Here is a 12,357-nt window from a genome sequence, read left to right as displayed (position 1 = left end):
AGATTTACATGAGCCGAATTGAAGCCTGTTTTACCGCCTTGCGCGCCCAGGGACGCAAGGCCCTGATCCCCTATATAACCGCTGGCGATCCAACGCCCGAGATGACGCTGCCGCTGATGCACGATCTGGTGGCTGCGGGCGCGGACATCATCGAGCTGGGTATTCCGTTTTCAGACCCCATGGCTGACGGCCCGGTGATTCAGTTGGCCATGGAGCGCGCATTGGCGCATCACCTGAGCCTGCAGCAGGTGCTGGACATGGTGCGGCGCTTTCGCGAGGATGATAACCGCACGCCGGTGGTACTCATGGGTTATCTGAACCCGGTGGAGCGCATGGGCTACGCTGCTTTTGCTGAAGCCGCCGCTAGCGCGGGAGTGGATGGGGTGTTGACCGTTGACCTGCCGCCGGAAGAGGCGATTGATGTTTTGCCGGTATTCAAGGCGCAGGGGCTGGACAGTATTTTCCTGTTATCGCCGACCACTACCAAAGAACGCGCACGGCTGATTTGTGAGCAGGCAAGTGGTTATGTCTATTATGTTTCGCTCAAAGGTGTGACCGGATCCAGTGCTTTGAACGTCACCGAAGTAGCAGACAGGCTGGACATGCTGCGCACGGTAACCGATTTACCTATTGGTGTTGGCTTTGGCATTCGTGATGGTGCTTCTGCCAAAGCGGTGGCGGCAGTGGCTGATGGCGTAGTAGTGGGCTCGGTGCTGGTCAATCAGATTGCCGATCACGCCGACCAGCCGGAACAGGCCCGCAAGGCGATTGCCGCCATTATCGGCGATATGCGCAGGGCGATGGACGGCAAGGATTGAAGCGATCAGCCCTTGGGGCTGATTGATCGAATAAACAGATTAAGGAATGGCGATGAGCAATTGGCTGGTGGACAAACTGATTCCTTCCATCGTGCGCTCTGAAGCACAGAAGAGTAGCGTGCCCGAAGGGCTGTGGCGCAAGTGCCCGTCCTGTGAAGCGGTGCTGTACCGCCCCGAACTGGAAAAGAACCTGGATGTCTGCCCCAAGTGCAGTCATCACCTGCGTATCAATGCCCGTAGACGTCTGGACATCTTTCTGGACGAAGGCGATCGCAGTGAAATCGGCGCGGAACTCGAGCCGGTAGATCGTCTCAAGTTCCGCGACAGCAAGAAGTACAAGGACCGCCTGACCGCTGCGCAGAAAGAAACCGGCGAGAAGGACGCGCTTGTTGTCATGCAGGGCAAGCTCAAGGGCTCGCCTATCGTCGCCAGCGCCTTCGAGTTCAACTTCATGGGCGGTTCCATGGGCAGCGTGGTTGGCGCGCGGTTTGTCCGCGGTGCCGAGGTCGCACTGCGCGAGCGCATACCCTACGTGTGTTTCTCTGCCTCCGGTGGTGCCCGCATGCAGGAAGCCCTGTTCTCGCTGATGCAGATGGCCAAAACCAGTGCCGCACTGGCGCGGCTGAAAGAAGAGGGCATTCCCTTTATTTCGGTAATGACCGATCCGGTCTATGGCGGTGTTTCCGCCAGCCTGGCGATGCTTGGTGATCTGAATGTCGCCGAACCCAACGCCCTGATTGGTTTTGCCGGCCCGAGGGTTATCGAGCAGACGGTGCGCGAGAAGTTGCCTGCCGGCTTCCAGCGCAGCGAGTTTCTGCTGGCCCATGGCGCATTGGACATGATCATCGCGCGTAGCGAGATGCGTGATCGTCTGGCCAGCATGCTGGCCATTTTTACCAACGCACCTGCGCCGGCTGCCCCCAGCGAAGTCGAGCCTAGCCAAGTCTGATGGCTGCCCGCAGTCTTTCCGAGTGGCTGACCCGGCTCGAAGGGCTGCACCCCAGCGAGATCGAAATGGGCCTGGCGCGCGTGCGTCAGGTCGCAGAGCGCCTTGATCTGCTGCGCCCAGCTCCCTGTGTGTTTACCGTCACTGGTACCAACGGCAAGGGTTCAACCTGCGCGGGGCTGGAATCGCTGCTGCTGGCGGCCGGTCAGCGCACCGGCTGTTATACCTCCCCGCATCTGCTGCGTTACAACGAACGCGTGCGCGTCAACGGCCGCATGGTCGAGGATGACGAGCTGTGCTGCGCGTTTGAGGCGGTAGACCAGGCGCGCGGCGAGATATCCTTGACCTATTTCGAATTTGGCACGCTGGCTGCGTTCTGGCTGTTCAAGGCGGCGCAACTGGATGCGGTGGTGCTGGAAGTAGGGCTGGGCGGCCGGCTCGATGCGGTCAATATCGTCGACGCCAGTGTTGCCGTGGTCACCAGCATCGGGCTGGATCATCAGGAGTACCTGGGCGATACCCTGGAATCGGTGGGTTACGAGAAAGCCGGTATCTTGCGCGCTGGCCGGCCGGTGGTCAGCGGTGAGGCCAATCTGCCTGCGAGTTTTTTACACCGGGTCGAGCAACTGGGCTGCCCGTTGCTGCAGCGCGGCAAGGACTTTGGCTGGCGCGCGCTGGCGGCTGATGGTTGGGAGTTGACCGCACGACGTGGTTCCCAGCACCTTTGCTTTACCACAATGGCGCCGGTCACTTTGCCTCGCGATAATCTTGCTGTGGCGGTGCAGGCGTTTCTGCAGGCGGGCTTTGAGCTCCCGGAGCAGAGCTTGCGGCAAGCGCTGACCGCCGCTAGTGCGCCGGGTCGGTTTGAACTGCGCCAGCTTGCCTGGCGCGGTGAGCTGCGCCGGCTGTACCTGGATGTGGGGCACAATCCCCATGCAGCTCAGTTCATGGCGAAGGCGTTGTCCCTCAGGCCAGCAGCGCGGGTGGCCGTGTTTGGCTTGCTTGCCGACAAGGATCTGGCTGGCGTGCACATGCCGCTCAAGCGGCTGTTTGACGCCTGGTATCTGGCGCCTCTGGACAGCCCGCGCAGCCGACCAGCTGCGGATTTGGCCGTTTATCTGGGGCAACAGGGTGAGCATGTGCATGCGTGCGCTTCCGTCGCGAAGGCCATCACGCAGGCATTGGATGAGACCGCAAGGGATACCGAAATTGTCATTTTCGGGTCGTTTTTTACTGTCGCTGCCGCCATACTCTGGATGTCTGAAAATTCCGGAGAACTGACTGATGGATGAAGGTCTGAAACAGCGCATCATCGGCGCCCTGGTGCTGATTGTCGCTGCCGTGGTGTTTTTGCCCATGCTGCTCTCCGGACAGGATGAAACTGTCGAGGTGGTAGTGGATGTGCCCGAACAGCCGTTGCTGGATCAGCAACCCATAGCGCCCGCGCAGCCGGTCCAACTACCCCAGACACCTCAAGTGCCGGAGATCCCGTCCGAACCTGTGACTGCTGATACGCCGCCCCCCACGGAACCTGGCGTCCAGCCTGTTGTTCCGCCGACAACTGAGCAAGAGGTGGCTGAGCAGCAGGCCAATCCTGCCGTGGCATCAGAGCCTGAACCGGCGCCTGCGACCACGCCCGCGGTTGCTGCTGGCGACTGGGTAGTGCAATTGGGCAGCTTCTCCACTGCCAGTAATGCCCAGGGCCTGAGTGAGACCCTGCGGAGCCAGGGCTACAACGCCTACACCCATTCGGTGACTGTGCAAGGCAGCTCCATTACCCGCGTCTACGTGGGTCCGGTAGCCAGCCGCGAGGCGGCCAATCGGCTGCGCGACGAATTGGCCAGCAAGCGTGGCACCAAAGGCCTGGTAGTTGCCTATGATGCCCAGAGTGGTCGCAGCTGAGGCACGCGCAGCAATGGGCGGGCAGCTCTGCGGCATGGCGGGTGCCGGCGTCGGGAAAGGTCTGCAACTTAGCTGTTTCGATGCCCTCTGCTGCTCTGCTAGAATACCGCTCTTTGCATAACAGGGTGCCGTGACTGTGTCGTTTACCTGGGTTGATTGGGCTATCATCGCCATCATTGCTGTATCGGCCCTGATTAGCCTGACCAGAGGCTTTGTCAAAGAGGCGCTGTCTCTGGTTACCTGGATTTTGGCTGGTCTGGTGGCCTGGTTGTTTGGCGGTGCACTGGCCGAGCTACTGGCCCCCTACATAGACACACCCTCGCTGCGGGTGATCGCAGCCTGCTCTATTCTTTTTATCCTGACACTGCTGCTGGGCGGCCTGATCAATTATCTGATTGGTCAACTGGTCAAGGCGACAGGCCTGAGCGGCACGGATCGCTTCCTGGGCATGGTATTTGGGGCGGCCCGGGGCGGGCTGCTGATTGTGGTGATCGTGGGCCTGCTGAGCCTGGCCCCGGTTGAAGCGGATACCTGGTGGCGCGAGTCAGTGATGATTCCTCACTTCTTACTGGTGGCCGACTGGTCCAAGAATTTCATTCTGCAGCTGGCCGGCCGCTGAGCCGACCTCGCGTCGGATGGTTTTCTCATACTCAACGAAAAAGGTGTTTAGGCATGTGTGGCATTGTTGGCATAGTGGGCAAATCGAACGTCAATCAGGCGCTCTATGATGCCCTGACCGTCCTGCAGCATCGCGGCCAGGACGCCGCCGGCATTGTGACCTGTGATCGGGGTCGGTTGTTTCTACGCAAGGATAATGGCCTGGTGCGTGACGTATTTCACCAGCGTCACATGCAGCGCCTGGTTGGCAACATGGGTATTGGCCATGTCCGCTATCCTACTGCGGGCTCATCCAGTTCCGCTGAAGCGCAGCCGTTCTACGTCAACTCGCCTTATGGCATCACCCTGGCGCACAACGGCAACCTGACCAACGTCGAGCAGCTGTCGCGCGAGATCTACGAATCGGACCTGCGTCACGTGAACACCACCTCCGACTCCGAGGTGCTGCTCAACGTATTTGCCCATGAGCTGGCACGTGGCGGCAAGCTGCAACCCAATGAAGAAGATATCTTCAATGCGGTCCGGGCAGTGCACGAGCGCTGCCGTGGCGGCTACGCCGCTGTGGCCATGATTACTGGTTATGGCGTCGTCGGTTTCCGCGATCCCAACGCGATCCGGCCTATTGTTTTCGGTAAGCGGGAAACCGAAAACGGTGTGGAATACATGATCGCTTCCGAAAGCGTGTCACTGGATGTGCTGGGCTTTGACCTGATTCGCGACCTGCAGCCCGGTGAGGCGGTTTATATCACCGAAAAGGGCGAGCTGTTCACCCGCCAGTGCTCGAGCCACCAGGAATACTCGCCGTGCATTTTCGAGCACGTGTATCTGGCGCGCCCGGATTCGATGATCGACAAGGTGCTGGTCTACAAGGCTCGTCTGCGCATGGGCGAGAAGCTGGCTGAGAAGATCGAGCGCGAACGCCCGGAACACGGCATCGACGTGGTGATCCCGATTCCCGATACCAGCCGTACCTCTGCAGTTGAGTTGGCCAACCATCTGGGCGTCAAGTTCCGCGAGGGTTTCGTCAAGAACCGCTATATCGGTCGTACCTTCATCATGCCGGGGCAGGCTGCGCGCAAGAAGTCGGTGCGGCAGAAGTTGAACGCGATCGATCTGGAATTTCGTGGCAAGAATGTGCTGCTGGTGGACGATTCAATCGTGCGCGGCACGACCTGCAAGCAGATCATTCAGATGGCCCGTGAGGCAGGCGCTGCCAAGGTGTATTTCTGCTCGGCCGCACCGGCTGTGCGCTACCCCAACGTGTACGGCATCGACATGCCCACTGCCCATGAGCTGATTGCCCATGGGCGGACCACGGAAGAAGTGGCTGAACTGATTGGCGCCGACTGGCTGATCTATCAGGACTTGGAAGACCTGATTGACGCGGTCTCCGAGGGCAATCCGGATATCAAGCGTTATGACTGCTCGGTATTCAATGGTGAGTATGTGACCGGCGACGTCAGCGAGGCTTATCTGGGCAAGATCGAGCAGGCGCGCAATGATTCGGCCAAGTCCATCGCCGATAGCGGCAGCGCCATCATCGATTTGCACAACAATTGATAGTAATGGCCGCGTTTGCCTCCGGTGAGCGCGGTACGCGAGGTTTCAGGATGACAAACGATTGGCAAGCAGGCCGGCTGGATAGCGATCTGGACGGCGTGGGATTTGACACCCTGGCGGTACGTGCGGGGCAGCGCCGCAGCCATGAAGCGGAGCACGGCGAAGCGCTGTTTCTGACGTCCAGTTACGTGTTTCGCAGTGCTGCAGAGGCAGCCGCCTGCTTCGCTGGGGAATCCGGCGGTAATGTCTACTCACGCTACATGAACCCCACAGTGCGCACCTTCGAAGAACGCTTGGCGTTGATGGAAGAAGCTGAGCAGGCCGTAGCCACGTCTTCCGGCATGGCCGCGATTCTGGCGACCGTGATGAGTTTGTGTTCGGCTGGCGATCATATTCTGGTCTCGCGCAGTGTCTTCGGCTCGACCGTGACTCTGTGCGAAAAGTACCTGAAACGCTTTGGCGTGCAGGTTGACTATGTACCTTTGTCGGATGTCAGTGCCTGGCAGGCTGCGTGCAAGCCCAACACACGCATGCTGCTGCTCGAATCGCCTTCGAACCCGTTGGCGGAGATGGTGGATATTCGTGCACTGAGCGCGGTGTCGCGAGAGCAGGGCGCGTTGCTGGTGGTCGATAATTGCTTCTGTACTCCGGCGCTGCAAAAGCCGCTGACCCTGGGTGCTGACATAGTGGTGCATTCTGCGACCAAGTATATCGACGGGCAGGGTCGCTGCCTCGGTGGCGTGGTTGCCGGGCGCAAGGAACACATGCAGGAGCTGGTCGGTTTCTTGCGTACTGCCGGGCCGACCATGAGCCCATTCAACGCCTGGGTGTTCCTCAAGGGGTTGGAAACTCTGCGCTTGCGCATGCGCGCGCACTGTGAGGCGGCGCAGGCATTGGCCGAGTGGCTCGAGCAACAACCGCAGGTGGAGCACGTATACTACGCCGGTCTGCCGAGCCATCCGCAGCACGAGTTGGCCAAGGCGCAGCAGTCTGCGTTCGGCGCCGTGGTCAGCTTTGAACTCAAGGGCGGCCGCGATGCGGCCTGGCGCTTTATCGATGCCACCCGGCTGTTGTCGATTACCGCCAACCTGGGTGACAGCAAGAGCACCATCACCCACCCGGCGACCACCACGCACGGTCGCCTCACGCCTGAAGCGCGGGCTGCTGCCGGCATTCGCGATGGTCTGATTCGTCTGGCGATCGGACTGGAGGAGGTGGCCGACCTGCGGGCCGACCTGCAGCGCGGTCTGGATGCCCAGCAATGAGCTGATCTGCAAGGCAAACGCGAAGGGTTTCACATTCAGGGCCGGCCGGGTTATTACCCCGCCGGCCTTTGTTTTAGGGTTACCGGTGCCGCAGGGATAGCGGTTCAATGCTGCTGAAGTAGATTCCTTCAGTGCGGCCAACCCTGATAAACAATATGGAGAATCCCATGCGTAAACTAGTAACTGCCTTCTGTCTGATGATGTCCTGCCTGCTGATGGCGCCGGCGTTTGCCGACGATGCCGCGCCCGCGCCTGCGCCCGCAGCCATGGCGAGCGTCAACATCAATACCGCTGGGGCGGAAGAAATTGCCGAGGTGCTGCAGGGTGTTGGTGTATCCAAGGCCGAGGCAATTGTGGCCTACCGCGAGGAAAACGGCGCCTTTGCGTCGGTTGACGACATCACCGCCGTCAAAGGGATTGGCCCCAGCACTGTGGCCAAGAACAGTGATCGCATCACGCTGCAATAAGGCGACGAAGCGGCCCCAAGGGGCCGCTTCTGTTCAGGCTTTCAGTTTGCTTACCGACAATTTCAGCTGATGTGCCAGCTTGGCCAACTGATCGCTGGTAGCTGCGCTTTGCATGGTCTGATCTACAGTTCGTTCAGTTACATCGCGAATTTCCACAATACTCTGGGTAATAGCTTCAGCCACCTGGCTCTGCTGGTCTACGGCCGACGCTATTTCGCTGTTGCCACGGCTGATCTGGCTGACGGCGCTGGCAATTTCGTGGAGTGAGTCACCTGCCTGGGCGACCTGCTCGACTGAGTCGTGCGTCAGTGCGGCACTTGCCTGCATATCCTGTACTGCCGCCTGAGTACCGTTCTGCAGTGTCTCGATCATGCGTTGAATATCGTCCGTTGAGCTTTGTACCCGTTGCGCCAGCGCCCGCACTTCATCGGCAACCACGGCGAAACCGCGTCCGGACTCGCCCGCGCGTGCCGCTTCAATGGCTGCGTTGAGGGCCAGCAGGTTGGTCTGCTCGGCAATGCTGCGGATTACCTGGACTACGCCGCTGATGTCTTCGCTGTTGGCCGCCAGTGTCTGCATATGATGAGTGCAGCGTTCGATGCTGGTAGCCAGCCCGGTGATGGTCTTGCGCACTTGCTCCACCTGATCGCGCCCGTCGCTTGCCAGGGCATCGGCCTGACTCGACTGGTCGCGCGTAGTAGAGCTGTTGCCGGCGATATCCTGAACCGTTGCGCTCATCTCGTTGACTGCCGCGGCCACCTGATCCGTCTCTGCCTGTTGTTGCACCATGCCGTCACGCACTTGGCCCATCAGGCCTGCCAGATTGCCCGCGCCCTGATCAAGTTCAAGCGCCGCCTGGCGAACCGCAGCGACCACTTGCTGCTGCGCTTGTTGCATGGCATTGAAGGCCGCTGCCATAGAACCGACTTCATCGCGGCTGCTGGATTGCGCGCGCAGCGTCAGATCGCCTGTTTGCTGCACCAGTGTCATGGTGTCGCGCAGCTTGAGAATGTTGCGCGTAATGAAAGTGATCAGTAACTGGGAGACGGTAAGCACCAATAGCATCAGGCAGCAGACCACCAGCGCATACAGTGGCGCACGGTCCAGGAGCAGGCTGAAATAGCTCTGATGCTCCACGCCCAATGCCTGGTTCTGCTTTATCCATACGCCCTGCAGTTCGCTGGAAAGTGGCGCCATCAGCTGCGCCGCCGGGCGCCATGTGGGTGTGGCATTGCCGCTGTTGAGGCCAGGTGTGCCCGCGTTCAGCCAGCGCATGCCAGGCAGTGACGGCCTGCTGTCCGGTTGCGCTTCGGCAAGCACGGCTTCACCCAGCTCAATGCGTTGGTTTTGTATGCTGTGCTGCTCAACCCACACGGCCACCAGTACCAGTAACAAAGTGGCGATGAATGCCACGCTGTTGACAGCCCAGAACTTGTATTTCAGTGGCAAGTGCTGAAGGAAATGCATGCATGCTCCCAATGTGCGATGAAACGGTGAAGCCGGGATGACCGGCTGCTGCGGCGTCTATTATGCCAAATGCTCTCTGTTTATCGGTTGATTGGGGTCAAACTTGATACCGGTATTGTGCAAAAGGTGGCCGGGGCAGAGCGGTTGCAGATCAGTTATACTCACGCCAATTTCTAAATAAGGCTTCTCATGAACAGCCCGCTGGTTCCACCGCTGATGATCGACCGCAACGCCGACCTGGCCACCTGGTGCGCCCATTGGCTCACGTTGCCCTACGTTGCTGTTGATACCGAATTTGTCCGCACCGAGACCTTCTATCCGATTGCGGGTTTGATACAGATTGGCGACGGACAGCGCGCCTACCTGATAGACCCGCTGGAAATTACCGACTGGGCTCCCCTGGTCGAGTTGTTGCAGGCACCGAGCGTGGTCAAGGTCTTGCACGCCTGTAGCGAAGATCTTGAGGTGTTTGCGCGTCTGTGTGGTGCTTACCCCTTGCCGTTGTTCGATACGCAGTTGGCGGCAGCCTTTCTCGGTATGGATTTTTCCATGGGGTACTCGCGGCTGGTAAGCGCGCTATTGAATATTGATCTGCCCAAGGAGGAGACCCGTTCCGACTGGCTACAGCGTCCGCTAAGTGCAGCGCAGATTGAATACGCTGCGCGTGACGCCCAGCATTTGGCTGAGTTATATCAGTTGCTGGCGCCGCGGATTGTCGAGGCTGGCGTCGAAGCCTGGTTGTTTGCCGATACCGCAGAGCAGGTCGCAGCCAGCGGTCAATTGACCGACCCGGAGCTGGCTTACCAGCAAATCAAACAGGCCTGGCGTCTGAATCCGGCCCAACTGGCTATTTTGCAGCGTGTGGCTTTCTGGCGCGAGACCCAGGCTAGGGCGCGCGACCAGGCACGTAACCGCCTGCTGCGCGAGCGGGCGATGGCGCCCTTGGCGCAGCAGCAACCGGATAGCCTGCAAGCGCTCGCGCGGATTGAGGACATGCACCCGCGAACGGTGCGGCAGGATGGCGAAACCCTGTTGCAGCTGATTCGTGAAGGCAGCAATGCCAGCCCGCAGGATTACCCCGAGCGTCTGCCCGAGCCACTGCCGGCGGCAGCCAATCGCTTGATCAAGGCGCTGCGCAAAGTCGGTCAGGAACAGGCCGAGCGCCTGGGTATTGCCCCCGAGATCGTGCTGCGCAAGAAAGTGATCGAAGCCCTGTTGCGTACCGGCTTTCCCACGGGGCCTTACCAACTGCCGGACGAACTCACCGGCTGGCGACGGGAGCTGATGGGGGAGGCCTTGCTGGCAATCGCCAATGCAGAGGTAGAGGAGCCGGTATGATGCGCACCGCGTTCAAGCGTGACGGGGGCCGCGCATGAAAGTGCTTTGCTCCATTTATCGCAGCAGCAAGAAGCCCGGCATGTATCTTTACGTACCCAGGGAAAAAGGTCTCTCCGAGGTGCCTGCGCCATTGTTGGCGCTGTTTGGACGTGCAGTGCATGCAATGGATCTGGTATTGACCGAGCAGCGCAAGCTGGCGCAGGAAGATATTCTCAAGGTATTGGCGAACCTGCGCGAGCAGGGCTTTCACGTGCAGATGCCGCCGCAGGAAGACGATTACATAGTACACCTGCCCGATGAATTATTGACTCGCAACGATCCGGTCTAGTCAGGCTCCCGCGACCTCTCGGTAACTGCGGCATCCAGCCGCAGCTCTCTTCGTAATAGAATTTTGACCAGCAACCACCCCAGGCATATAGTACGCAATACGTATTATATGCCTGGGGTGGTTTTTGTGGATAAAGCCTGGTTACCAATCCTTGTCGCTGACGTGCACCGTCTGGTGCGCAAGGCCTTCATCGCCAGTCGTGAGGCCGATGGGCTGACTCAGGAGCAGTTCCGCACTTTGGTTCACCTGTCCCTGCGTCAGGGCATTCGTCAGGTCGAGTTGGCCGAGATACTCGAAATAAAGCCGATTACCCTCACACGCGTGCTCGACCAACTCGCCGCTGCTGGACTGATAGAGCGGCGCCCGGCGCCTACTGATCGGCGGGCTCACCAGTTGTTTCTTACCGATGCCGCAAAACCCCACCTGCACAGTTTTGATTTGCTCAATGCCGAGATATCGCAACGCATGACAGCGGGCCTGAGTGACATGGAAGTAGAGCAACTGCTACGCCTGCTACGCCATGTGCATGAGCAAATGGGCCAATAAAATTCTCTGATTCACCCGAAATGGAAACCGCGCCGATGACCGAATCCATCGCCAGTTCGACCGCAGCTGTCCCTGCTAGACGAGGCCGCCGTTTACTCTTGTTGATAGTGCTTCCGCTGTGCCTGCTGGTTGGCGTGTTGATGATGTACCTGCATGGGGGGCGCTACGTTGAGACCGATAACGCCTATGTGCGTGCCGACAAGGTGCCGGTCAGTGCGGAAGTGTCCGGTCGCGTGGCGCAGGTCCTGGTGCGGGAAAATCAGCACGTCGAGGCGGGGCAGCCGCTGTTTCGCATAGACTCCGCGCCCTTCGATATAGCCGTGGCCAAGGCCGAGGCGCAGCGGGGACAGGTGCGGGCGGATCTGGCCGCGTTGCAAGCGAGTTACCACGAGACCCGCGCGCAATTGGCGCTACGCCAGACACGCTCGAATTTCAGTCAGAAGGAAGAGCGGCGTCAGGCGCAATTGCTGGACAAGCAATACATATCGGCAGCGACTTTCGACACCGCGCAACAGGCTAGCGACGTAGCGGCTCAGGAGGTCAGGGTGTTGGAACAGGAACTCAAGCGCATGACCGAAATGCTGGGTGGCAGTGTCGATACGCCGATTGAATCACATCCCAGTTTCAAGGCTGCGCAGGCCGAACTGGATGATGCCTTGCTGAATCAACGGCGCGCGCTGGTACGTGCCTCCATCGCCGGTACGGTCAGCAATCTACCCAAACCGGGCCAGTATCTCGGGGCGGGTACCATGGCGCTGGCACTGGTTGGTTCCGACGCGCCCTGGGTCGAGGCGAACTTCCCGGAAACCGATCTGACCCATGTACGGCCGGGGCAGGCGGTAGAGGTCCACATTGACCTTTACCCGGACCAGGTCTGGCACGCGAGCGTGGAGAGTCTCAGCCCGGCGACCGGGTCAGAGTTTTCGGTCATTCCCGCACAGAACGCGACCGGTAATTGGGTGAAAATAGTGCAGCGCATTCCTGTGCGCATTCAGCTGCAGATGGAAGAAGGCGCGCCACCCTTGCAGGCAGGGCTGAGCACCGAGGTCGAGATCGACACCGGCTATCGCCGCAAGCTCACCGACCTGCTGTAGCGGAGCCA

At 59.8% G+C, this 12,357-nt stretch carries 13 protein-coding genes; 12 read left to right on the top strand and 1 reads right to left on the bottom strand.

Translation table 11 applies throughout. From position 1 onward, the window contains the following. Positions 1-8: 8 nt before the first annotated feature. The 8 genes from trpA (at position 9) to V7756_RS12150 (ending at position 7,576) form a co-directional block, all read left to right on the top strand. Positions 9-818, top strand: coding sequence for a tryptophan synthase subunit alpha (gene trpA, locus V7756_RS12185; RefSeq protein ID WP_335610452.1), 810 nt, complete (start codon positions 9-11; stop codon positions 816-818). Positions 819-870: 52 nt separating this feature from the next. Then, positions 871-1,767 (top strand): acetyl-CoA carboxylase, carboxyltransferase subunit beta, encoded by an 897-nt coding sequence (accD, locus tag V7756_RS12180; protein ID WP_335610451.1) that lies wholly within the window; start codon positions 871-873, stop codon positions 1,765-1,767. Then, the gene (gene folC, locus V7756_RS12175) at positions 1,767-3,056 is read left to right on the top strand and encodes a bifunctional tetrahydrofolate synthase/dihydrofolate synthase (protein WP_335610450.1); all 1,290 of its coding nucleotides are present in this window, start codon (positions 1,767-1,769) and stop codon (positions 3,054-3,056) included. The genes accD and folC overlap by 1 nt, the downstream gene beginning before the upstream one ends. Beyond that, positions 3,049-3,666 carry an SPOR domain-containing protein gene (locus V7756_RS12170; RefSeq protein ID WP_335610449.1) on the top strand — a complete coding sequence of 206 codons (618 nt, stop codon included), beginning with the start codon at positions 3,049-3,051 and terminating at the stop codon, positions 3,664-3,666. The genes folC and V7756_RS12170 overlap by 8 nt, the downstream gene beginning before the upstream one ends. A 136-nt stretch (positions 3,667-3,802) precedes the next feature. Continuing rightward, the gene (locus V7756_RS12165; RefSeq protein WP_335610448.1) at positions 3,803-4,285 is read left to right on the top strand and encodes a CvpA family protein; all 483 of its coding nucleotides are present in this window, start codon (positions 3,803-3,805) and stop codon (positions 4,283-4,285) included. Between the two features lie 53 nt (positions 4,286-4,338). Continuing rightward, positions 4,339-5,844, top strand: coding sequence for an amidophosphoribosyltransferase (purF, locus tag V7756_RS12160; protein WP_335610447.1), 1,506 nt, complete (start codon positions 4,339-4,341; stop codon positions 5,842-5,844). A 50-nt stretch (positions 5,845-5,894) separates the two neighbouring features. Beyond that, entirely contained in the window at positions 5,895-7,109 is a 1,215-nt protein-coding gene (locus V7756_RS12155) for an O-succinylhomoserine sulfhydrylase (RefSeq protein WP_335610446.1), read from the top strand. 167 nt (positions 7,110-7,276) lie between these two features. Beyond that, entirely contained in the window at positions 7,277-7,576 is a 300-nt protein-coding gene (locus V7756_RS12150; protein WP_335610445.1) for a ComEA family DNA-binding protein, read from the top strand. A 33-nt stretch (positions 7,577-7,609) separates the two neighbouring features. Here V7756_RS12150 and V7756_RS12145 read toward each other — a convergent pair whose 3' ends face one another. Then, positions 7,610-9,043: a methyl-accepting chemotaxis protein gene (locus V7756_RS12145; protein ID WP_442908996.1), complete on the bottom strand. Its 1,434-nt coding sequence runs from the start codon at positions 9,041-9,043 to the stop codon at positions 7,610-7,612. 189 nt (positions 9,044-9,232) lie between these two features. On the opposite strand from V7756_RS12145, the gene rnd reads away from it, so the two are divergent. The 4 genes from rnd to V7756_RS12125 all read left to right on the top strand — a co-directional run bounded on the left by rnd (position 9,233) and on the right by V7756_RS12125 (position 12,349). Further along, complete coding sequence (rnd, locus tag V7756_RS12140; RefSeq protein WP_335610443.1) at positions 9,233-10,381, top strand: ribonuclease D; 1,149 nt, start codon at positions 9,233-9,235, stop codon at positions 10,379-10,381. A gap of 34 nt (positions 10,382-10,415) precedes the next feature. Further along, positions 10,416-10,709: a YcgL domain-containing protein gene (locus V7756_RS12135; protein ID WP_335610442.1), complete on the top strand. Its 294-nt coding sequence runs from the start codon at positions 10,416-10,418 to the stop codon at positions 10,707-10,709. A 126-nt stretch (positions 10,710-10,835) separates the two neighbouring features. Then, positions 10,836-11,255, top strand: a complete 420-nt coding sequence (locus tag V7756_RS12130; RefSeq protein ID WP_335610441.1) for a MarR family winged helix-turn-helix transcriptional regulator — start codon at positions 10,836-10,838, stop codon at positions 11,253-11,255. A 35-nt stretch (positions 11,256-11,290) separates the two neighbouring features. After that, on the top strand, positions 11,291-12,349 hold the full coding sequence (locus V7756_RS12125) for an HlyD family secretion protein (protein WP_335610440.1): 1,059 nt from the start codon (positions 11,291-11,293) through the stop codon (positions 12,347-12,349). Positions 12,350-12,357 lie beyond the last annotated feature (8 nt).

It is taken from the genome of Halopseudomonas sp. (assembly GCF_036961105.1).
Lineage (GTDB): Bacteria > Pseudomonadota > Gammaproteobacteria > Pseudomonadales > Pseudomonadaceae > Halopseudomonas.
This window is presented reverse-complemented; position numbering and strand designations above follow the sequence as displayed.